At 71.2% G+C, this 21,002-nt stretch carries 24 protein-coding genes and 1 pseudogene; 11 read left to right on the top strand and 14 right to left on the bottom strand.

Annotated features, from left to right (window positions below; genetic code table 11):
- Positions 1-616: 616 nt before the first annotated feature.
- Positions 617-1,105, bottom strand: a pseudogene (locus tag PV682_RS33790) (CU044_2847 family protein); the annotation flags it as partial.
- Between the two features lie 172 nt (positions 1,106-1,277).
- Between PV682_RS33790 and PV682_RS33785 the strand changes: the two are divergent.
- The gene (locus tag PV682_RS33785; protein WP_003992906.1) at positions 1,278-1,457 is read left to right on the top strand and encodes a DUF6104 family protein; all 180 of its coding nucleotides are present in this window, start codon (positions 1,278-1,280) and stop codon (positions 1,455-1,457) included.
- A 96-nt stretch (positions 1,458-1,553) separates the two neighbouring features.
- Here PV682_RS33785 and PV682_RS33780 read toward each other — a convergent pair whose 3' ends face one another.
- A complete protein-coding gene (locus PV682_RS33780; protein ID WP_319735568.1) occupies positions 1,554-2,372 on the bottom strand; it encodes a hypothetical protein in 819 nt (272 codons plus the stop codon).
- Between the two features lie 148 nt (positions 2,373-2,520).
- Between PV682_RS33780 and PV682_RS33775 the strand changes: the two genes are divergently transcribed.
- Positions 2,521-3,567, top strand: coding sequence for a DUF4097 family beta strand repeat-containing protein (locus PV682_RS33775; protein WP_319735567.1), 1,047 nt, complete (start codon positions 2,521-2,523; stop codon positions 3,565-3,567).
- 1 nt (position 3,568) lies between these two features.
- Complete coding sequence (locus PV682_RS33770; protein WP_319735566.1) at positions 3,569-4,612, top strand: PadR family transcriptional regulator; 1,044 nt, start codon at positions 3,569-3,571, stop codon at positions 4,610-4,612.
- A 141-nt stretch (positions 4,613-4,753) separates the two neighbouring features.
- Here PV682_RS33770 and PV682_RS33765 read toward each other — a convergent pair whose 3' ends face one another.
- The 4 genes from PV682_RS33765 to PV682_RS33750 all read right to left on the bottom strand — a co-directional run bounded on the left by PV682_RS33765 (position 4,754) and on the right by PV682_RS33750 (position 8,025).
- Positions 4,754-5,317 carry a Clp protease N-terminal domain-containing protein gene (locus tag PV682_RS33765; protein WP_319735565.1) on the bottom strand — a complete coding sequence of 188 codons (564 nt, stop codon included), beginning with the start codon at positions 5,315-5,317 and terminating at the stop codon, positions 4,754-4,756.
- A complete protein-coding gene (locus PV682_RS33760) occupies positions 5,317-5,526 on the bottom strand; it encodes an RNA polymerase sigma factor sigma-70 region 4 domain-containing protein (RefSeq protein WP_319735564.1) in 210 nt (69 codons plus the stop codon). The genes PV682_RS33765 and PV682_RS33760 overlap by 1 nt, the downstream gene beginning before the upstream one ends.
- A gap of 130 nt (positions 5,527-5,656) precedes the next feature.
- Complete coding sequence (locus PV682_RS33755; protein ID WP_319735563.1) at positions 5,657-6,622, bottom strand: zinc-binding dehydrogenase; 966 nt, start codon at positions 6,620-6,622, stop codon at positions 5,657-5,659.
- Between the two features lie 206 nt (positions 6,623-6,828).
- A complete protein-coding gene (locus PV682_RS33750) occupies positions 6,829-8,025 on the bottom strand; it encodes an NAD(P)-dependent malic enzyme (protein ID WP_319735562.1) in 1,197 nt (398 codons plus the stop codon).
- A gap of 690 nt (positions 8,026-8,715) precedes the next feature.
- On the opposite strand from PV682_RS33750, the gene PV682_RS33745 reads away from it, so the two are divergent.
- The 3 genes from PV682_RS33745 to PV682_RS33735 are packed head-to-tail and all read left to right on the top strand — an operon-like array spanning position 8,716 to position 11,419.
- Positions 8,716-9,687 carry an ABC transporter substrate-binding protein gene (locus PV682_RS33745; protein ID WP_319735561.1) on the top strand — a complete coding sequence of 324 codons (972 nt, stop codon included), beginning with the start codon at positions 8,716-8,718 and terminating at the stop codon, positions 9,685-9,687.
- Positions 9,688-9,719: 32 nt separating this feature from the next.
- Entirely contained in the window at positions 9,720-10,661 is a 942-nt protein-coding gene (locus tag PV682_RS33740) for an amino acid ABC transporter permease (RefSeq protein WP_319735560.1), read from the top strand.
- The gene (locus PV682_RS33735) at positions 10,658-11,419 is read left to right on the top strand and encodes an amino acid ABC transporter ATP-binding protein (RefSeq protein WP_112476162.1); all 762 of its coding nucleotides are present in this window, start codon (positions 10,658-10,660) and stop codon (positions 11,417-11,419) included. The genes PV682_RS33740 and PV682_RS33735 overlap by 4 nt, the downstream gene beginning before the upstream one ends.
- A 202-nt stretch (positions 11,420-11,621) precedes the next feature.
- On the opposite strand, the gene PV682_RS33730 is transcribed toward PV682_RS33735, so the two are convergent.
- The gene (locus tag PV682_RS33730) at positions 11,622-12,380 is read right to left on the bottom strand and encodes a class I SAM-dependent methyltransferase (protein WP_319735559.1); all 759 of its coding nucleotides are present in this window, start codon (positions 12,378-12,380) and stop codon (positions 11,622-11,624) included.
- 94 nt (positions 12,381-12,474) lie between these two features.
- Between PV682_RS33730 and PV682_RS33725 the strand changes: the two genes are divergently transcribed.
- Positions 12,475-13,104 (top strand): CGNR zinc finger domain-containing protein, encoded by a 630-nt coding sequence (locus PV682_RS33725; protein WP_319735558.1) that lies wholly within the window; start codon positions 12,475-12,477, stop codon positions 13,102-13,104.
- Here PV682_RS33725 and sodX read toward each other — a convergent pair.
- Positions 13,008-13,448: a nickel-type superoxide dismutase maturation protease gene (sodX, locus tag PV682_RS33720; RefSeq protein WP_319735557.1), complete on the bottom strand. Its 441-nt coding sequence runs from the start codon at positions 13,446-13,448 to the stop codon at positions 13,008-13,010. The genes PV682_RS33725 and sodX overlap by 97 nt on opposite strands.
- Positions 13,449-13,593: 145 nt before the next feature.
- Here sodX and sodN point away from each other — a divergent pair, with 145 nt between their 5' ends.
- Complete coding sequence (gene sodN / locus PV682_RS33715; RefSeq protein WP_010353595.1) at positions 13,594-13,989, top strand: superoxide dismutase, Ni; 396 nt, start codon at positions 13,594-13,596, stop codon at positions 13,987-13,989.
- A gap of 70 nt (positions 13,990-14,059) precedes the next feature.
- Here the strand turns inward: sodN and PV682_RS33710 are convergent, their stop codons facing one another.
- The 3 genes from PV682_RS33710 to PV682_RS33700 form a co-directional block, all read right to left on the bottom strand.
- A complete protein-coding gene (locus PV682_RS33710) occupies positions 14,060-14,539 on the bottom strand; it encodes a GNAT family N-acetyltransferase (RefSeq protein ID WP_319735556.1) in 480 nt (159 codons plus the stop codon).
- 352 nt (positions 14,540-14,891) lie between these two features.
- On the bottom strand, positions 14,892-15,128 hold the full coding sequence (locus PV682_RS33705; RefSeq protein WP_319735555.1) for a hypothetical protein: 237 nt from the start codon (positions 15,126-15,128) through the stop codon (positions 14,892-14,894).
- Positions 15,129-15,162: 34 nt separating this feature from the next.
- Positions 15,163-16,317, bottom strand: a complete 1,155-nt coding sequence (locus tag PV682_RS33700; protein WP_319735554.1) for an inorganic phosphate transporter — start codon at positions 16,315-16,317, stop codon at positions 15,163-15,165.
- Between the two features lie 94 nt (positions 16,318-16,411).
- Here PV682_RS33700 and PV682_RS33695 point away from each other — a divergent pair, with 94 nt between their 5' ends.
- From PV682_RS33695 to PV682_RS33685, 3 genes are read left to right on the top strand one after another with little or no spacing between them, the layout of a single operon-like run.
- A complete protein-coding gene (locus PV682_RS33695; protein ID WP_319735589.1) occupies positions 16,412-16,816 on the top strand; it encodes a helix-turn-helix transcriptional regulator in 405 nt (134 codons plus the stop codon).
- Between the two features lie 10 nt (positions 16,817-16,826).
- Positions 16,827-17,240: a VOC family protein gene (locus PV682_RS33690; protein WP_319735553.1), complete on the top strand. Its 414-nt coding sequence runs from the start codon at positions 16,827-16,829 to the stop codon at positions 17,238-17,240.
- On the top strand, positions 17,237-17,974 hold the full coding sequence (locus PV682_RS33685) for a VOC family protein (protein ID WP_319735552.1): 738 nt from the start codon (positions 17,237-17,239) through the stop codon (positions 17,972-17,974). The genes PV682_RS33690 and PV682_RS33685 overlap by 4 nt, the downstream gene beginning before the upstream one ends.
- A 22-nt stretch (positions 17,975-17,996) precedes the next feature.
- Here PV682_RS33685 and PV682_RS33680 read toward each other — a convergent pair whose 3' ends face one another.
- From PV682_RS33680 to PV682_RS33670, 3 genes are all read right to left on the bottom strand, one after another.
- Positions 17,997-18,308, bottom strand: a complete 312-nt coding sequence (locus PV682_RS33680) for a DUF952 domain-containing protein (RefSeq protein WP_319735551.1) — start codon at positions 18,306-18,308, stop codon at positions 17,997-17,999.
- 61 nt (positions 18,309-18,369) lie between these two features.
- Complete coding sequence (locus tag PV682_RS33675) at positions 18,370-19,413, bottom strand: family 2 encapsulin nanocompartment cargo protein polyprenyl transferase (protein WP_319735550.1); 1,044 nt, start codon at positions 19,411-19,413, stop codon at positions 18,370-18,372.
- Between the two features lie 46 nt (positions 19,414-19,459).
- On the bottom strand, positions 19,460-20,863 hold the full coding sequence (locus PV682_RS33670; protein WP_319735549.1) for a family 2B encapsulin nanocompartment shell protein: 1,404 nt from the start codon (positions 20,861-20,863) through the stop codon (positions 19,460-19,462).
- Positions 20,864-21,002 lie beyond the last annotated feature (139 nt).

The raw sequence follows: 21,002 nt of genomic DNA, 5'->3' as shown, positions 1-21,002 counted from the left end.
GCCTGTCAGTGGGAGCGGGACCTGATGGCAGCCGCTCGGAGGAGACCGAAACGTCATGCCCCGCGGCTCCGGGAGCCACGGAGGCCACAGCCGAGAGGAACGGACCGGAACGGGTGAGGGCACCGCGCGGGTAGGGCTCGACCCTCGAAGCGACGCGAGCACCAGGCACACCCTCACGCCAGGCACCCCCACCACGCACCACCTCCAACACGAGGCCCCCTCTCCCCCGCCCCGCAGGAGCGTCACGCCGGATACCTCCCTCGGCGCGCCCGCGCGCCCCAGCGCGCCGCCGCACCGAAGACACACCGCGCAGCGGCACGGCACCCGTCGCCCCGCCGCTCTCCGGCCCCGCACAGGCACCGCCCGCCAGGACGGAGGCCCCGTCGCCCACCCGCTCCCGAGGCAGGCCCCCTGCCTGTTCGCCGGTCGCGCCCGTAACGGCGTCCCACTCCGAGGCACCGGACACACCGCCCGCCCGCGCACAGCGCACGCCCCCCGCCTGTTCCTCAGGCTCCTCGCCCGCCGCCCCCGCAGCGGCGCCTCCCGCCCGCGCGCGCGATGCGCCGGCCGGGCTGTCGTCCGTCGGTGGGGAGGTGGTGTCGCGCGGAGCGGGCCGGGGAGCGCCCGGTGGTGGGGGTGGTGTGTCGCTCCCGGGCGGGGTTCCTCCGTCGGGGGAGTTCCCGGACGGCGTTCCCGCAGGAGCTGGGGCGGGAGTCGCCGGGTCCGGGGGCCCGCCCGTGCCCCAGGTCAGGGTCACCGTGATCGCCGCCTTCGCCTCGCCGTCCGCGAGGAGGCCGACCACCTTGCCCGCCTTGGCCGTGAGTTCGATGCCGAACTCGATGCTGGCCTCGTCGGGGCGGACGGCGCGGAGCGGGCCCGCGAGGGACTGGGCGACGCCGGTGATGAGGGAGTGCAGGCTCTCGACGCCGGCTTCGACGCGTTCGGTGAAGCCGGTGTCGCTGTACGAGAGCCGGCCCGGTGGGGCGGCGGGGGCGCGCAGTTCCCCCGTACCGGAGATGCGCGCCCATACGGGCGTGCCGTCCGGCAGCGCCACGCGTGCGACGCGCGTCACGTCCTGTCCCGCCCGCTCGGTCTCCTGGCTCATGGCCGCTCCCCCCGCTGCCGTGTTCCCCCTGCTGCCGCCCGTCCGACGCCACGACGGGCGGCCTATCCTTGCCCTGTGCCCCCACAGCCCCTCGCGGGCCGCACGTGGGAAACAAGCTCATTCCCCCGGTGGCACTTCCCAACCCCGACGACCCACCCACGGAGCACGATCCATGTACTTCACCGACCGCGGCATCGAGGAACTGGAGAAGCGGCGCGGCGAGGAGGAGGTCACCTTCGAGTGGCTGGCCGAACAGCTCCGCACCTTCGTCGACCTCAACCCGGACTTCGAGGTACCGGTGGAACGTCTCGCGACCTGGCTGGCCCGTCTGGACGACGAGGACGACGAGTAGCCGGACCCGCCCGGTTCCTCGCATAACGACCGGCATCCCCCACCGGTTCCCGTCGGCCCCGGTCGCCTCGGGCGGCGGCAGGACGGGAGCCGTACGTCAGGCCCGCGGTCGCCCCACGTCGTACACCAGCCCCAGCGCCCCGTGCCCGAGGAGCAGTGCCCCGGCGGCGGCCCAGCCCGCGCTGTGGCGCCGTACGCCCCAGAGGGCGAGCGGCAGGCCGAGGCCGACCTGGGCGACGGCGAGCGCACGCGCGCGGGGGCTGCCGGTCCAGGGCAGCCAGGGCCCGAGAGGGCCGCGCTCGACGGCGTCGATCTCCGCGCGCACGGTCTCCCGCCACCCGCCGCCCTCGACGCGCCGGACGTCGGCCCGGTCGAGGGCGGCGCCGCGCAACTGGCCCGCGCTCTCGCCGGGGACGATCCCCGCGGGCAGCGCCACGCCCGCGCGCGTGAGGACGGCGAGCAGTCCGCGCAGGCGCCCGCGCGCGTCGACGGCGGGGTCGGCGCGGGTCAGCTCTTCGAGGGACTGCATGTCGAAGACGGGGTCGAGCCCGAGCCGGGAGGCGAACGTCCGCATGGCCTCGTCCTCCCCGGCGGGCGTGCCGTCCGCGAGCCAGTCGTAGCCGACGGGCCGCCGGAACCCGGAGGCGAGCGCGCAGCCGGAGCGGTCGGCGTCCCACCACAGGGCGAGGACGGGCCAGGGCGCGCCGACGGCGAGGGCCGTGGCCCAGCCGGTGAGGACCCGGTCGACGGGTTCGCCGCCGTCCTGCCAGGGCGTGCCCTCGGGCACGAGCACGCTCCACTCGGTTCCGGCCCGGATCAGCAGCATGCGTTCGCGCAGCAGGTGCGCTGCGGGGGCGACGGCGTCGGGTTCGGCCCGGCAGAGCAGGAGCGCGCCGGGCTGTTCGGTCGGCGACATGCTCACACCGTAGGACAATTCGTCACCTTTGGGTGGGGGGAGTCACCGGAAAGAGTGTCTCGATATGTCTTGACTCCACGAGAGCGCGATATATCGTGAAGGGGAGAAGACGCGATATGGCGTGTCGTCGAGGAGGAGGGTCAGCGTCATGCCCGAGTGGTCCGTGTCCGAACTGAAGAAGTTCTCCTTCGACGAACCGGTGCGGGAGCTGAGCGTCCGGCTGGTCTCCGGAGCGGTGAACGTCGTGGGCACCGACGAAGGTTCCCCCCGCCTGGAGGTCTCCGCGATCGAGGGCCCGCCCCTGATCGTGACGCACCGGGACGGCGTCCTGACAGTGACGTACGAGGACCTGCCCTGGAAGGGCTTCCTCAAGTGGCTCGACCGCAAGGGCTGGCGGCGGCACGCGGTGGTGACGCTGGCGGTGCCGACGGACACGCGGGTCGCGGTGGGCGTGGTGGACGCGTCGGCGGTGGTCTCCGGCCTCGAAGGCCGCGCGAGCGTCCAGGGCGTCAGCGGGGACATCACGCTGGTGGGCCTGTCGGGCCCGGTCCGCGCGGAGACGGTCTCCGGTGGCGTGGAGGCCCAGGCGCTCACCGGCGACCTGCGCTTCACCTCGGTCTCCGGCGATCTGACGGTCGTCGAGGCGGGCTCCCGCGTGAAGGCCGAGTCGGTGAACGGCTCGATGATCGTCGACCTGGACCCGACGGCGGGCCCCACGGACGTCTCCCTGACGAACGTCTCGGGCGAGATCGCCATCCGCCTCCCCCACCCGGCCGACGCGACGGTGGAGGCCAACACCACCAGCGGCAAGGTCTCCAACGCCTTCGAGGACCTCCGGGTGAGCGGCCAGTGGGGCGCCAAACGCATCACCGGCCGCCTGGGCAACGGCAACGGCCGCCTCAAGGCCACGACGGTCTCCGGCTCGATCGCCCTCCTGCGCAGGCCGCCCACGGAGGACGGCGCGTGGGAGGCGGACCCGGAGGACACCCCGGCGGCATGGGAGCCCCCGGCCACTCCGGCCACTCCGGCCACTCCGGCCACTCCGGCCACCCCCAACTCCCCTTCGGCCCCCCAGAGTTCCCCGGCCACCCCGACCGACACCACCCCCGCCGCCCCCTCCCCCACCGACGACGCCTCGACCGACGACGCCCCCGACGGCCCGGCCGACGGCCCGACCGACAAGAAGGTGCTCTGACATGCCCCCCGTCTTCGCCCACGGCCGTCTGCGCCTCTACCTGCTCAAGCTGCTGGACGAGGCCCCGCGCCACGGCTACGAGGTGATCCGCCTCCTTGAGGAACGCTTCCAGGGCCTGTACGCCCCCTCCGCCGGCACGGTCTACCCCCGCCTCGCCAAGCTGGAGGCCGAGGGCCTGGTCACCCACACCACCGAGGGCGGGCGCAAGGTGTACGCGATCACCGACGCGGGCCGCGCCGAACTCGCCGACCGCAGCGGCGAACTCGCCGACCTGGAGCTGGAGATCCGCGAGTCGGTCGCCGAGCTCGCGGCGGAGATCCGGGCGGACGTCCGGGGCGCGGCCGGCGACCTGCGCAGGGAGATGCGCGCGGCGGCGACACAGGCCCGCGAGGGCGCCGACGGCGACGCCCTCCACGACAGGAGCGGCGAGGACGCCGAGGCGTGGCAGGCGGCGAAGGAGGAGATGCGCCGCGTCAAGCAGGGCTGGAAGGACCAGGCCCGCCGCGCGAAGGACGAGAGCCGCCGCGCCCGCGAGGAGGCCCAGCGCGCCCGCCGCCTGGCCAAGGAGGCGCAGGACCACGCCCGCGCGCAGGCCCAGGAGGAGGTGCAGCGCATCGCGCGCCGGGTGCAGGAGCAGGTCCAGGACCACTTCTCCCGGGGCGACTGGCCGACCGGTGTCCGCGAGGGGCTGACCGAACTGGCCAAGGAGTTCGGCGATTTCGGCAAGGACTTCGGGAAGGGGTTCGGCAAGGACCTGGGCTTCACGTTCGGCGCGGGCACGGCCTCCCGGGAGGGCGCGGCCACCTCGGACCACCACGCCACCGCCGAGGACGTCCCGTTCGGCTACGAGCCCTCCTGGACCCACGAACCCCCCACCGGCAACCCCGCCCGCGACCTCGACCGCCTCCTCGACCGCTTCCGCGACGACATCCGCGACACGGCCCGCGACCAGGGCGTCACGGCGGACCAACTCCGGGAGGCCCGCCACCACTTGTCCACGGCGGCGGCCCGCATCGAGGCGGTCCTGAGGCAGCCGGGGACATGAAGGGAGGCACCCGCCCCGCCCCGGCCCCCACCCTCAAGAGGCCGTGGAGAGGCGGGCGCGCCCCTCACCGGACGCCCACCGCTCACCGAACACCCGCCCCTCACCGGACACCCACTACTCACCACTCACCGGCCACCCGCCTCACCCCGCCCGCAGCTCACCCCCGCCGTACAGCACCCGGGTCACCGCCTCGTAGGTGACCCCCCGGTCCGCGAGCACCTCCCCGGCCGCCCCCGGCAGAACGGTCACCGCCAGCAGGATGTGCTCGTCCCCGATGTGCCGGTCCCGATGGGCGACGGCGATACGCAGCGACCGTTCCAGCACGTCCTTGGCCTCCCGCCCGAAGGAGCGCCGCCCGCTCCACCACCCCTTGTCCCGGACGTCCCCGGACAGCGCCCCCACCCCGTGCGCCTCCTCCACCCGGGCCACGATCTCGGTGACGTCGATCCCGAGTCCGGCGAGCGCGTCGGACTCGGCGCGGGAGAGGCCGGCCCGGCGGCGGGCGTCGGCGAGTTCCTCCCGTACGGAGTCGCGCCAGCGTTCGGCGCCGAGGGAGGCCAGGGCGAAGGAACCCCGGCTGCCCTCCCGGTCGAGGAGGGCGAGCAGCAGATGGTCGACGCCGACGGTCCGCCCGCCCGTCCCTTCGCACTGGTCGACGGCGCCGCGCACCACGTCACGGGCGTCCTTGGTGAAGCGTTCGAACATCACTGCCTCCCGTATTTCTTGTGCACGGCCTGCCTGCTGACGCCGAGTTCCGTGGCGATCTCCTGCCACGACCACCCTTGTACCCGCGCGCCGCGCACCTGTACGGCCTCCAGCTGCTCCAGCAGCCTGCGCAGGGCGGCGACGGCGCGCAGCCCGACCCTGGGGTCACGATCCCCGGCGCGCGCCGCGAGATCCGTAGCTTCGGTCATGCGTGTCAACCTACATTGACACCCCGTCATCGTCAACCAAAGTTGACACCATCGGCGCCGGAAACCGGAAAAGGGACGGGCCCACCGGGACCCGCCCCTCACCACCCCTCACCATCACCTCACCGACCCGTCACCCCCGGGTCAGCACGATCTTCCCGAACTGCTCCCCCGACTCCAGCCGCTCGAACCCCTCCCGCGCCCGGTCCAACGGCAGCTCCTCGTCGATCACCGGCCGTACGCCCGTGGCGGCGCAGAAGGAGAGCAGGTCCTCCAGTTCGTCCTTGGTCCCCATGGTCGACCCCACGACCTTCAGCTCCAGGAAGAAGATCCGGGTCAGTTCGGCGTGCGAGGGCCGGTCCCCGCTGGTGGCCCCCGAGATGACGAGCGTCCCCCCGGGCCGCAGCGACTTCACGGAGTGCGACCACGTCGCGGCCCCCACGGTCTCGATCACGGCGTCGACCCGCTGCGGCAGCCGGGCGCCGGGCTCGACGGCTTCGACGGCCCCCAGCTCGACAGCGCGCTTCCGCTTGGCCTCGTCCCGGCTGGTCGCGAACACCCGCAGCCCGGCCGCCTTCCCGAGCACGATCGCCGCGGTCGCGACCCCGCCCCCGGCCCCCTGCACGAGCACCGAATCCCCGGGCCGCACCCCGGCGTTGGTGAACAGCATCCGGTACGCGGTGAGCCAGGCGGTGGGCAGACAAGCGGCCTCGGCGAAGGACAGCTCCTTCGGCTTGGGCAGCAAGTTCCAGGCGGGTACGGCGACTTGCTCGGCGAACGTCCCCTGATACCGCTCGGTGAGGATCGACCGGGGCTCCCGGGGCCCCACCCCGTGCCCGGTCTGCCCGATGACGGAGTGCACGACGACCTCGTTCCCGTCCGCGTCCACCCCGGCGGCGTCGCACCCCAGAATCATCGGCAGCTTGTCCTCACCCAGCCCGACCCCCCGCAAGGACCACAGGTCATGGTGGTTGAGCGAGGCGGCCCGCACATCGACGACACTCCACCCGGGCGGCGCCACAGGAGCCGGCCGCTCCCCCAACTCCAGCCCGGCGAGCGGCTGATCACGGTCGATGCGGGCGGCGTAGGCAGCAAACATGGGTTAGACGATAGGGAGAAACAGCGGGGAGCGACACGACCCGGCGATGTGACACACACCTACTTGCAAACGAGGGTGAGCATCATCGCCCCAAAGGGGCGCGGGGCTGTATCGCATATGCGGCTACCGCCGCGTGAGCGCGACCAGCCACAACGAACCCGCACGGGAAAGAAATGGCCCCGCCAAAGAGACGGGGCCATCTCAACTCACCTGCGGGCAACACCCTCCGCCCGAGCCGCAGCCGCGACAGCCGCCGTCACCGCGGGCGCGACCCGCTCGTCGAACGGCGACGGAATCACATAGTCGGCAGCGAGATCGTCCCCGACCACCCCGGCCAACGCCTCGGCCGCCGCGATCTTCATCCCCTCGGTGATCCGGGAGGCCCGCACCTGGAGCGCCCCGGCGAAGATCCCCGGGAACGCCAGCACATTGTTGATCTGGTTGGGGAAGTCGGACCGCCCCGTGGCCACGACGGCCGCGTACTTGTGCGCGACCTCGGGGTGGACCTCGGGGTTGGGATTGGCCATGGCGAACACGAACGCCCCCGGCGCCATGGAAGCGACGGCGGACTCGGCCACCGTCCCCCCGGACACCCCGATGAACACGTCGGCCCCGGCGAGCGCGTCCTCGAGGGACCCGCTCAGCCCCGCCTTGTTCGTGAACCCGGCGAGCTCCCGCTTGACGTCCGTGAGGTCGTCCCGGTCGGCGGAGACGACACCCTTGCGGTCGGCGACGGCGACGTCCCCGATCCCGGCCTCGACGAGCATCTTCGCGATGGCGACGCCCGCGGCACCGGCGCCGGAGATGACGGCACGCAGGTCCCCGACGGCCCGCCCGCTCAGCCGGGCGGCGTTGCGCAGGGCGGCCAGCGTGACGACGGCGGTCCCGTGCTGGTCGTCGTGGAAGACGGGGATGTCGAGCGCGTCCTGCAACCGCCGCTCGATCTCGAAGCAGCGCGGCGCCGAGATGTCTTCGAGGTTGACGCCGCCGAAGGAGGGCGCGAGCCGCACGACGGTCTCGACGATCTCGTCGACGCCCGTGCAGGCCAGCGCGATCGGCACCGCGTCGACGCCGCCGAACTGCTTGAAGAGGATGGCCTTGCCCTCCATCACGGGGAGGGACGCCTCGGGCCCGATGTCGCCGAGCCCCAGGACGGCCGTACCGTCGGTGACGACGGCGACGACGGACGACTTCCACGTGTAGTCGTCGACGAGTTCCGGCTTCTCGGCGATGGCGGTGCACACGCGGGCCACGCCGGGCGTGTAGGCCAGGGACAGGTCGTCCTTGTCACGGATCGGAACAGTGGCCTGAACAGCCATTTTCCCGCCCCGGTGCAGCGCGAAAGCCGGGTCGAACGCGTCGCCCGTGCTGTCGCTGCGAGAATTGACGATCTCCGCTGCCATGTGTCGTACCCCTTACTCGTTCATGTTTGAGGGTGGCCGCCCCTGATTGAGGAGCGGGCGGGACCGCGCACGGCCCACGGCGGTGACGCCAGACCAGGCCAAGTACGCGACGAGCACGCCGCACACGCACTCTTGAGCCCCGGATGAGGGGTGTTGAACAACCTTTTTACTCGACGGACCGCGCCCCGCACGAGTCAGATCCGTGCAAGGTCGCATCCCCCGATCTGTCGACGCCCTACATCCCGCTCCGGAGGTCATATCCCAGTGACATGACTCATGCACCGATATACGGACAAGCTCAAGGGCGACTCTTGACAACCTCGAAACCCGGCCCCGTGCGCCCCGGAAACCCCGTCAGTCCAGTACCACATCCTGAGATACGCAGAAGATCTTCCGGGCGGAACGGACCATTCCCGCAGATGATCCGGCCGGGACCGGCCGGGGCGGGGCGGACCGGCACTTCTTCCGGACCGCCCGTTATCCGATTTTGACATCGGTTCCCGCGTGCGCGGCATGGTCCGAATGGCAAGATGCCGTAATCACACGAGGTCGCGACACTCGAAGGTGTGTGTAGATGCGACCAGGCGCCACCGAACCCATCGGCAGCGCTCACCGTCCTGGAGTACGGCCGACGCCGTCGGCCGTGCCCGCACGATCGGCAACTCCATCCATCCGCCGGAGGAACCCACGATGACCGCAAGCACCACCCGCCGTACGACCACCGCGCGCACCCGTCTGGCCGCGGTCGGCTCCCTCGCGGTCGCGGGCGCGCTGATCCTCACCGGGTGCGGTGACCAGACGAAGGACAAGGACAAGGACGCCGGCTCGTCCTCGGCCGACACGTCCACCGCGTCCGCCCCGCTCGCCGCGAAGCTCCCCGCGGACATCCGCTCCAAGGGCGTCATCAAGGTCGGCTCGGACATCTCGTACGCCCCGGTCGAGTTCAAGGACAGCTCCGGCAAGGTCGTCGGCATCGACCCCGACCTCGCCGACGCGATGGGCAAGCAGCTCGGCGTGAAGTTCGAGTTCGAGAACGGCACGTTCACGTCCCTCGTCACCGGTCTGCGCGCCAAGCGGTACGACCTGGTCATGTCCGCGATGACCGACACCAAGAACCGCCAGAACGGCGTCGACGAGGACACCGGCAAGAAGGTCGGCGAGGGCGTCGACTTCGTCGACTACTTCACGGCCGGCGTCTCGATCTACACCCCCAAGGGCAAGGACCAGGGCATCAAGACCTGGGCCGACCTCTGCGGCAAGAAGATCGTCGTGCAGCGCGGCACGGTCTCCGAGGACCTCGCGAAGTCCGAGTCGAAGAAGTGCCCCGCGGGCAAGACGATCGCCATGGAGTCCTTCGACAGCGACCAGGACGCCCAGACCCGCCTGCGCGCGGGCGGCGCGGACGCGGGCTCGTCCGACTTCCCCGTCGCGGCGTACGCGGTGAAGACGTCCGGCGGCGGCAAGGACTTCCAGCTCGTCGGCGAGCAGGTCGAGGCGGCGCCGTACGGCATCGCGTTCAGCAAGGCCAGCACCCAGCTGCGGGACGCGGTCCAGGCCGCGATGGACGCGATCATCAAGAATGGCGAGTACGCCAAGGTCCTCGCCAAGTGGGGCGTCCCCTCCGGTGCCGTCACCCAGGCGACCGTCAACGCCGGCAAGTGACCCAGAGGGACGGGCACTGAGAGGCAACACCCGTGACTGTTGACATCGACAAGACGGACGGCGGCCCGGCGGACACCCCGCCGGCCGGCCCCGAGGCCATCAAGGCCATCCCGGTCCGTCACTACGGCCGCTACGTGGCCGCCGTGGTCGCGCTGGCGCTGCTGGGCAGCATCGTCTACGCCTTCTCCCAGGGCAAGATCAACTGGGGCGCGATCCCGGACTACTTCTTCGACGACCGGGTCGTGGAGGGTGTCGGCAAGACGCTGCTCCTGACGGTCCTCTCGATGGCGATCGGTATCGTCGGCGGCATCCTGCTGGCCGTCATGCGCCTGTCCAAGAACCCGGTGACCTCGTCCATCGCCTGGTTCTACATCTGGTTCTTCCGGGGTACGCCGGTCCTGGTGCAGCTCGTCGTCTGGTTCAACCTGGGCCTGGTCTTCGAGTACATCAACCTCGGGCCGATCTACAAGGACTACTGGTCCGACTTCATGACGCCGTTGCTGACGGCGCTGCTCGGGCTCGGGCTCAACGAGGCCGCGTACATGGCGGAGATCTGCCGCGCGGGCCTCCTCGCGGTCGACGAGGGGCAGACCGAGGCGTCCCACGCGCTCGGCATGAGCCAGGCCAGGACACTCCGCCGGATCGTGATCCCGCAGGCCATGCGGGTCATCGTGCCGCCGACGGGCAACGAGGTCATCAACATGCTGAAGACGACGTCCCTGGTGTCCGTCGTCCAGTACAGCGAACTGTTCCGCGTCGCCCAGGACATCGGGCAGACCTCCGGCGCCCCCGCCGAGATGCTGTTCCTCGCGGCGGCCTGGTACCTGCTGCTCACCTCGGTGTTCAGCGTCGGCCAGTACTACCTGGAGCGGTACTACGCGCGTGGCTCCAGCCGCCAGCTCCCGCCGACACCGTGGCAGAAGATCAAGGTCAACGTACTGGGCATGGGTCGCCCCAAGGGAGGTGCCGCGTGACCGCCATGGTCAAGGCCGAGGGCGTCCACAAGTCCTACGGCCCCGTCGAGGTCCTCAAGGGCATCGACCTCGAAGTGAAGTCCGGCGAGGTCTTCTGCCTCATCGGCCCCTCCGGCTCCGGCAAGTCGACCTTCCTCCGCTGCATCAACCACCTGGAGAAGATCAACGCCGGCCGCCTGTACGTGGACGGCGAACTCGTCGGCTACCGCCAGAAGGGCGACAAGCTGTACGAGCTGAAGGACAGCGAGGTCGCCCTCAAACGCCGCGACATCGGCATGGTCTTCCAGCGCTTCAACCTCTTCCCGCACATGACGGCCGTAGAGAACATCATGGAAGCCCCGGTCCAGGTCAGAGGCGCCGCCAAGTCCCAGGCCAAGGACCGCGCGATGCAGCTCCTGGACCGCGTCGGCCTGGCCGACAAGGCCGGCAACTACCCCTCCCAGCTCTCCGGCGGCCAGCAGCAGCGCGTGGCCATCGCCCGAGCCCTGGCCATGGACCCGAAGCTGATGCTCTTCGACGAGCCCACCTCGGCCCTGGACCCGGAACTCGTCGGCGACGTCCTGGACGTCATGCGCGACCTCGCGGAATCCGGCATGACGATGGTCGTCGTCACGCACGAGATGGGCTTCGCGAGGGAGGTCGGCGACAGCCTGGTCTTCATGGACGGCGGTGTGGTGGTCGAATCCGGCAACCCGAGGGACGTCCTCACGGACCCCCAGCACGAACGCACGAAGTCGTTCTTGTCGAAGGTGCTGTAGAACGCAGAGGGGCCGTACAAACCAAGTACGGCCCCTCCCTTTCAGCCCGTCTGGGGGCACCTCCCTGCTCGAAGAGCTTGGGGGAGTTTGAGGACGAGGCACTTCGGGCCGAACGGGGTCCAGGGGCGGAGCCCCTGGCGGGGTGGAAGGGGCAGCGCCCCTTCGAAGGATGGGACGGGTAGGGGCGGCGGGGGCGAGAAAATCACCGCAACGCCAGCAGCAGCGTGTCAGACGGCGAGCACCACACCCCCCGCACCTCCCCGAACCCCGCCCCCCGAAGGACCCCGGCATGCCATTGCGCGGACGGCGTGTCCCCCTCCGCGTGCTCCCCGTAGATCTCGAACCGCCGTGCGGTGGGCCCGGCGAGGACGGGATCGGCGGCGGCGAGCTGCCACCACTCGGCCCAGTCGAGGGCACCGGCGGCCTTCCCGGCGCCCTGCCGGGCAACCCGCAGGGCACGTTCGGCGGCGTTGATCCGGGGAGTGGTCTCGTCGGTCATGTGATCGGCGTTGAGGAAGACCCCGCCCTGCCGGACGAGCCCGGCGAGCTGCCCGTACAGCGTCTCCAGGGGCCCCCGGTGAAGCCAGTGCAGCGCGGTCGCGGTGAGGACGGCGTCGTACGAGTCGTGGGGCAGCCGGGAGACCCACCCGGCGTCCATGAGGTCCGCCTCGACGAGCGTCACCCGCGGGTCCCCGTCGAAGGTGCCGCGCGCGATGGCGAGGAGCGCGGGATCGAGGTCGACGCCGACGGAGACGGCATCGGGGAACCGTTCGAGGAGCCGCGCGGTGATGGACCCGGTCCCGCACGCGAGGTCGAGCACCCGGGGCGCCGTACCGGCGAAGGCTTCCACCATGTCGAGCATGACCCGGAACCGCTCCTCACGGTCCGGCATGTACCACTCCTGCTGCCGGTCCCAGCTCCGCTGCCACTCGGCCCAGTCCGTGATGTCGACGGTACTCATGAACCCTCCCAGCACACGTAATACCCTGTAAGGGCAACCGGCCATTACCGACCGCGCCCACGACGACGATAGAACGCCTCCGTAAGGACTACAAGTGGAACTGGCCTATTACTCGGACTACGCCGTACGTCTCGTGAACACCGAGGAACCGGCGCGCAACAAGGACACGTTGACCTCGGTCGACGCGGTGAGGGACCTGTTCGGCGGCAGCCAGGAGGCGGCCAGGAGGGTCACGGACGCGGACGTCACCCGCTTCAGGTCCGTACGGGCCCGCCTGCGCGCGGTGTTCGACGCGGCGGACGCGAAGGACGAGCCCCTCGCCGTGAACCTGCTGAACTCCCTGCTGCTGGAGTTCCCGGTGAGCCCGCAGATCTCGGGCCACGACTTCCGGGACGACGAGGGCAACCCGCTGTGGCACATGCACCTCGCGGACCACCCGTCGAACGCCACGGCGGGCTACGCGGCCATCGCGGCGATGGGCCTGGCCTTCCACCTCACCGAGCACGGCGTGGACCGCCTGGGCCTGTGCGAGGCGGCCCCGTGCCGCAACGCGTACCTGGACACGTCGACGAACCGCTCCCGCCGCTACTGCTCGGACCGCTGCGCGACCCGCGCGAACGTGGCGGCCTACCGCGCCCGCAAACGCCTGGAGGCGGACCGGTCGGACAGCACGGGCCGCACGGCGGTGAGCGCCCAGCGCACGAGCGCGAGCGGCGAGCGCTGACCGGACTCGGCCACCCGGTACCGCAGCAGCACCTTCCCGAGCACGAGGTCGTCCGGGACGGTCCCGTAGTCCGTGGAGTCGCCGCCGGCGTACGCGTTGTCCCCGAGCACCCACCACCCCCCGTCCCGGCGCTCCACGGCCCGTTTCACGACGAGCAGATCCTGCTGGAAGGGATGGCGCAGGACGACGACGTCCCCGGCCCGCACCTTCGCGCCGTACCGCACGACCAGCTGGTCCCCGTGGCGCAGCGTGGGCACCATGGACGGGCCCGTGACCTCGGCGAGCCCGAACGGCGTGGCCGCCCTTCCGCGTTCCGCTCCTGCCTCCTGCGACAGCTCCGGCATCGCCGGCACCTCCCCTGGATATGTCCTCCGCGGGTCCAGTGTGACCCCGGACTTTGGTCCTAAGCCCCCGGGGGCGCTCGCGAAAAGCCGTCCCTCAGGGAGTAATCTCCCACTTGAGAAGACGATCACGAGGAAGGAACGCTCCATGCTTTCCCGCCTGTTTGCCCCCAAGGTCAAGGTCAGCGCCCACTGCGACCTGCCCTGCGGCGTGTACGACCCGGCCCAGGCCCGCATCGAGGCGGAGTCGGTGAAGGCCGTGCAGGAGAAGATGGCCGCCAACGACGACCCGCACTTCCAGGCCCGCGCCGTGGTCATCAAGGAGCAGCGCGCCGAGCTCGCGAAGCACCACGTGTCCGTGCTCTGGAGCGACTACTTCAAGCCCCCGCACTTCGAGAAGTACCCCGAGCTGCACGTCCTGGTCAACGACACCCTCAAGGCCCTCTCGGCCGCGAAGGCGTCCACCGACCCGAAGACCGGCGAGAAGGCGCTCGAACTCATCGCCGAGATCGACCGCATCTTCTGGGAGACGAAGAAGGCCTGACCACCGGCTTTCCGCTTGTTCCCGACCGCACCCGGCTGCCTCTCACGGACGCCGGGTGCGGTCGGTTCTCTCAGGCGGACGCGGCGAGTTCCGCCAGCGGCGTACCGGTCAGTCGGCAGATCCGCCACTCGTCGAGGAACTCGGCGCCGAGGGACTTGTACACGGCGATGGCGGGCTCGTTCCAGTCCAGGACCCACCACTCGAAGCGCTCGTAGCCCCGGTCCACGCAGATCGCGGCGAGCGCGGCGAGCAGGGCCTTGCCGTGTCCGGCGCCGCGTGCCGAGGGCCGGACGTAGAGGTCCTCCAGGTGCAGCCCCCGGGTCCCGGTCCAGGTGGAGAAGCGGGGGAACCACAGGGCGTATCCCACGGTCGCGCCGGTCGCGTCGTCCTGCGCGATCAACGCGTACGCCGCCGGCCGCTCCCCGAACAGCGCCTCCCGCAACTGCTCCTCGGTGGCCGTCGCCTGCTCCACCGCCCTCTCGTACTCGGCGAGTTCACGGATCATGGCGCGGATCTCCGCGACGTCGTCCACGGTGGCGTCTCTGATCATGCGCCCGATCATGTGCGGGAGCCGGCCCTCTGTCCATCCGTTTACCCGCCGGGGACACCGCCGCTGCGCCGGCCTCTCTCGCCGCGTTCGCGGGCACGGCCCTCCTCGTCTCGACGGTCCCCGGCAACGACTGCGGCGTCCTGCTCCGGATGGGCGCCCGGGCCCTGTGGCGGACCCGCCGTCTTCGCGACCGCCTTCCTCCAACGCCCCCTGATCCGCCGCCGCATGGCACGCCGCCGCGTAACTCCCCTGATCAGCCTGGAAGTTCGCCTGGCGGCGCAGCCCTGAGCATCCCCGTACGACGGCGGCGGCCCGAGCCGAAGCCCGGGCCGCCGCCGTACGCCGAAGCCGCTCAGTGGAACTGCGGCACGATCAGATAGATCCCGTACGCCACCACCGCCGCGCACGCGAGGAAGCACAGGCCCGCCTGGACCCGGCCAGCCACCGACGCCGTGCCGTCCGCCGGGGTGCCCTCCTCCGGGCCCCGGGCGAGGCCGAGGACGCCGAGGCTGAAGACGACGACCACCGCGACGGTGACGCCGAGACTGACCGCGGCGACCTGGCCGAGGGCGCTCCAGTTGAGATGCATCAGGTTCTCCTCAGAGACTCGGGCGGGAAGAGGCTCAGGCAGCCGTACCGACATGCGCCGGCGGCTCACTGCGCAACGCGACCTCGTGCGCGTCGTTGACGTTGCTCGCGTGAACGGGGTTGCGGCGGGAGGCCAGGAAGATCCCCCCGGCGACGGCGACGCCGATCAGCGCGACCACCGTCGTACCGAAGTTCCCGCCGTGCTTGACGGCGTACGCGGCGACGGCCCCGACGAGCGCCGCGGCCGGCAGCGTGACCAGCCAGGCGACGACCATCTTCCCGGCGACGCTCCAGCGGACCTCCGCGAGCCGGCGGCCGAGGCCGGCGCCGAGGATGGACCCGGAGGCGACCTGGGTCGTGGAGAGCGCGAAGCCGAGGTGTGCGGAGGTGAGGATGACGGTCGTGGACGCGGTCTCGGCCGCGAACCCCTGCGGCGACTGGATCTCGGTCAGCCCCTTGCCCATCGTCCGGATGATCCGCCAGCCGCCGAGGTACGTGCCGAGGCCGATCGCGAGGCCCGCGGAGGCGACGACCCAGACCGGCGGGCCGGCGTCGTGGCCGAGCGCGCCCGCGGAGATCAGGGTGAGGGTGATGACGCCCATGGTCTTCTGCGCGTCGTTCGTGCCGTGCGCGAGGGAGACGAGGGACGCGGAGGCGATCTGCCCGTACCGGAACCCCTTCTCGACCGGCTTCTTCTTCGCCCGCTCGGTGATCCTGTACGCGAGATAGGTCGCCGCGAGCGCCGCGACCCCGGCGACGACCGGGGAGGCCACCGCCGGGACGATCACCTTCTCGACGACCTTGTCGAAGTGCACGCCGTGCTCGCCCGCGCCGACCCACACCGCGCCGATCAGCCCGCCGAACAGGGCGTGCGAGGAGCTGGACGGCAGCCCGACCAGCCAGGTCATGAGGTTCCAGAGGATGGCCCCGACCAGCCCCGCGAAGATCATCCCCGGCGTGACGAGCGTGTCGTCCACGATCCCGCCGGAGATCGTCTTCGCGACCTCCGTCGACAGGAACGCGCCGACGACGTTGAGCACCCCGCTGATGAGGACGGCCGTGCGCGGCGCGAGCGCGCCCGTCGCGATGGACGTCGCCATCGCGTTGGCCGTGTCATGGAAACCGTTGGTGAAATCGAAGGCCAGCGCCGTGACGATGACCACCGCCACCAGGAACGTGATGTGATCCATTCCCCCATGCAAACAAGCGCAGGCCAATCCCGGGCGAACCCCAGGCAAAGCCTCGGCCAGGAGAGTGAACGCGCTCCGTGGCATGCTGGCGGACATGGTGAGCGTCGAGGATCTTGTGCGACTGCGGCAGGCCCGGGACCGCATGGACCGGGAGTACGCCGAGCCCCTCGACATCGCCGCCCTCGCCGCGACGGCCCTCATGTCGCCGGGGCACTTCCAGCGCAGCTTCCGCGCCGAGTACGGGGAGACGCCGTACGCCTACCTGATGACCCGGCGCGTCGAGCGGGCCAAGGCGCTGCTGCGGCGCGGGGACCTGTCGGTGACCGAGGTGTGCATGGCCGTGGGGTGTACGTCGCTGGGGTCGTTCAGCTCGCGGTTCACCGAGTTGGTCGGCGAGACGCCGAGCGCGTACCGGGCGCGGTCGCACGAGGAGAGCGCGGTCATCCCGCCGTGCGTGGCCCGGGTATACACCAGGCCGAAACGCCGCCGCCCTACCTAAGCTGACCGGCATGGACCTGAAACTCCACCAGTGCTTCATCGCCGTGGATGACCACGACAAGGCCCTGCACTTCTACGTCGGCGTCCTCGGCCTGGAGATCCGTAACGACGTCTCGTACGAAGGCATGCGCTGGGTGACCGTCGGCTCGCCGCTCCAGCCCGACGTCTCCGTCGTCCTCGAACCCCCGGACGCCAGCCCCGACGCCTCCGCCGCCGACCGCGAGTCCCTGAACCGCCTGCTGGCCAAGGGCCTCCTGCGCGGCGTGATCTTCGCGACCCCGGACTGCGACGCTCTCGCGTCCCGCGTCCGCGAGGCGGGCTACGACCTCCTCCAGGACCCCACGGACCAGCCGTACGGCGTCCGCGACTGCGCGCTGCGGGACCCGGCCGGGAACCTCCTGCGCTTCATGGAGAGGCCGGCATGAGCGACGTCCGCTGGACCTACGCCTTCATCGACCGCCCCTCCCCGGCGTCCGCCGGCTTCTGGGCGGAGGTGACGGGCACGCGCCTGTCCGAACCCCGGGGAGACCGGGCCGAGTTCGCGACGCTCCTCCCGGCCGGCGGATACGACCCCTGCGTCAAGTTCCAGACAGTCGCCGAGGGTCCCGGCGGCGCGCACATCGACTTCGCGGTGACCGACGTCCGCGCGTTCGCCGCGCGCGCGGTGGACCTGGGAGCGCGGATGATCGCCGACCACACCACCTGGTCCGTCCTGCGCTCCCCCGCGGGCCAGCTCTTCTGCGCGGTCCCCTGGCGCGGCGAGTCCACCCGGCCCCCGGTGCACGCCGCGAGCCGCCTCGACCAGGTGTGCATCGACATCCCCCCTTCCGCCTACGCCTCCGAGATCTCCTTCTTCACCGCATTGCTCCCCACATGGACCTCAACGTCCAGCCCTCTCCCGGAGTTCCACGCCCTCATCCAACCCCCCGGCCTCCCCATCCGCCTCCTCCTCCAACGCACGGACCAGGAACAGCCCCTGACCGCCCACCTGGACCTCGCGGCGTCCCCGAACATCCCGGAAGTCCGCTCCCGCCACGAGGAGTTGGGCGCGCGGACGGTAGCCGAGTTCCCGTACTGGACCGTACTGAGGGACCCCGACGGCGGCGTCTACTGCCTCACGGGCAGGGACGCGGAAACGGGCGGCCTGCCGAGGAGCTAGGGGGAGGGCGTGGGGGTGGACCTCACCCCCACGTCTCGACCCCCACCACCGCACCCACCGGAACCGCCCCGTACACGTGCGGAAACCCGCCCTCGTACCTCACGGGCACCCCCAGCCGGGCGGGGTCGATCACGAGCACGACGAGGTCGACGTAGTCGTCGCCGTACACGAGCGCGGCGGTACCTGCGAGCTGGTCCCGGGTGGAGCAGTGCACGAACCCTTCGTCGTGAAGGGTCCGCCCCCGGGTGGACCACTCGTAGGAGCCCGTCTCCTGAGCCTCCTCCCAGAGAGCGCGCTCGGTCAGATGCAGGACATGGGACGAGGTATCAGACATGCCGACACGATAAAACAGGCCCCGCACACCGTGGGGATGTGCGGGACCTGGTCCGGAGAACTCAGCTGCTCCGCCGGGTGACGAACTCGGCCAGCGTCAGCAACCCTCCCGCCCGCTCCGGATCCGGCACGGCCCGGGCCAGCTCCCCCAGCGCGACCCCCATCCGGTCCGCGGCCTCGATCTGAGCCCAGTCCCGCCCCCCGGCCCGCTCCACGGCGAGGACGACCCTCTCCAACTCCCCCTCCGCGTACGGCAGGGAGTACAGCGCGGCCAGTTCCTCCCCGGCCACCCCACCGGAGGTCAACGCCGCGACGACCGGCAACGACTTCTTCCGGGCCGCGAGATCCGCCCCCGCGGGCTTCCCGGTGTGCAGCGGATCCCCCCATATCCCGATGATGTCGTCGATGAGCTGGAACGCGAGCCCGGCCTGCCGCCCGAACGCGTCGAGGGACTCGACGACCTCAAGCGACCCCCCGCCGTACAACCCCCCGATCGCGCAGGCGCACCCGAGCAGCGCCCCGGTCTTCGCCTCGGCCATCCGCAGCACCTCGGACAGCCCCACGTCACGAGGATCCCGGCGTTCGAGGGCCGTGTCGACCTGCTGCCCCTCGCACAGCTCGATGACACAGGCGGTGAGCCGCCCGACGGCGGCGAGGGCGACGGGATGGGGGTCCCCGGCGAGGAGCTGGAACGCGAGGGCCTGGAGCGCGTCCCCGGAGAGGATCGCGTCGGGATCGCCGAAGACGTTCCACGCGGTGGCCCGATGCCGCCGGGTGGGATCGCGGTCCATGACGTCGTCGTGGAGGAGCGTGAAGTTGTGGACGAGTTCGACGGCCGCGGCGGCCCGCACGGCGGCCGTACGCCCGGCCGTTCCCCCGACCGCCTCGGCGGCGGCCAGCACCAGCGCGGGCCGTATCGCCTTGCCCGCGTTCCCGTCGACCGCCCGCCCCCGCGCGTCCTGCCAGCCGAAGTGGTACCGGGCGACCCGCCGCATCTCGGGCGGCAACGAGTCGACGGCGACCCGGAGTTGGGGGTCGACGTCGGCGCGGGCGCGCTCCAGGATGAGCGCGGCCTCGTGGGCCACTTCCCCGGCCTGGACGGTCATGTGCGCACCCGCCCCGAAGGGCGGGCACACACGGCGGGAGGGAGGGTCACCAACGACCGACCTCGACGTTCTCCAGGACACCGAGGGCGTCCGGGACGAGGACGGCGGCGGAGTAGTACGCGGTGACGAGGTACTTGATGATGGCCTGCTCGTTGATGCCCATGAACCGGACGGACAGGCTGGGCTCGATCTCGTCGGGGAGCCCGGACTGCCGCAGCCCGATGACGCCCTGGTCCTTCTCGCCGAGACGCATGGCGATGATCGAGCTGGTGCGGGCCTCGGAGACGGGGATCTTGTTGCAGGGGTAGATCGGCACGCCGCGCCAGGTGGGGATGCGGTTGCCCTCGATGTCGATGGTCTCGGGCACGAGCCCGCGCTTGTTCAGCTCGCGCCCGAACGCGGCGATGGCGCGCGGGTGCGCGAGGAACAGCTTGGTCCCGCGCCGGCGGCTGAGCAGCTCGTCCATGTCGTCGGGCCCGGGCACGCCGTCGTGGGGCTGGATGCGCTGGTCGTACTCGCAGTTGTTGAGGAGCCCGAACTCCCGGTTGTTGACCAGCTCGTGCTCCTGGCGCTCCTTCAGCGCCTCGACGGTGAGCCTCAGTTGCTGCTCCGTCTGGTTCATGGGCTGGTTGTAGAGGTCGGCGACGCGCGAGTGGATGCGCAGCACGGTCTGGGCGATGCTGAGTTCGTACTCGCGGGGCGAGGCGTCGTAGTCGACGAACGTGTGCGGGATGTCCGGTTCGCCGGAGTGGCCGGCCGCGAGGTCGACGGCCTTCTCGCCGTACTTGTTGGTGTTCTGCGCGGGGATGGAGCGCAGTTCCTGGAGGTGCGCGCGGAGCGAGTCGCCGCGCTCGACGACCTGCTGGAAGTCCTGCCGGGACAGGGTGAGGACGGTGCAGGCGGTGACCGCGCGGGCGGTGAACTCCCAGATCGCGTCGTCGTCGAGGAGGGCCTGGTCGCCGAAGTAGGCGCCGTCGGCGAGGACTCCGAGGACCTGGTCGTCGCCGTAGGGGCCGGTGCCGACCTTCTCGACGCGGCCGTGCGCCAGCAGGAACACCTCGTCGTTCGAGCTGCCGAAGGAGGCGATGACCTCTCCGGCGCCGATCTCGCGCTGGCGGGAGCGCGAGGCGAGTTCGGCGAGGACCTGCTCGTCCTCGTAGCCGCGCAGGGCGGGCAGTTCGCCCAGTTCGGCGGGGATCACCTCGACGCGGTCGCCGGTCTTGACGAAGGTGATGCGGCCGTCACCGACGGAGTAGGTGAGCCGCCGGTTCACCCGGTACGTGCCGCCCTGGACGTCGACCCACGGCAGCGTGCGCAGCAGCCAGCGGGAGCTGATCTCCTGCATCTGCGGCACGGACTTGGTGGTGGTGGCCAGGTTCCGCGCCGCGGCCGTCCCGAGGCTCTGCTGCGGCGCGCCCTCTTCGGTGCGGATCTCTTCGCCTACCGACATGGTGGATTGCCCTCCCGCTACGTGCACTGCCACGTGGTGTGCCAGGCACTCGTCTCGCGGGCAAGCCTTCCGCAGTAAAGCTGCCTTTGGTATTACCCGAAAGAGCGGGAATGGATCATCGCGAGAGTGGGAAGAGGCA

The sequence above is a fragment of the Streptomyces niveiscabiei genome (assembly GCF_033794345.1).
Taxonomy (GTDB): domain Bacteria; phylum Actinomycetota; class Actinomycetes; order Streptomycetales; family Streptomycetaceae; genus Streptomyces; species Streptomyces niveiscabiei.
The sequence above is the reverse complement of the archived record's forward strand: the minus strand, read 5'-3'. Positions and strand labels throughout refer to the sequence as shown.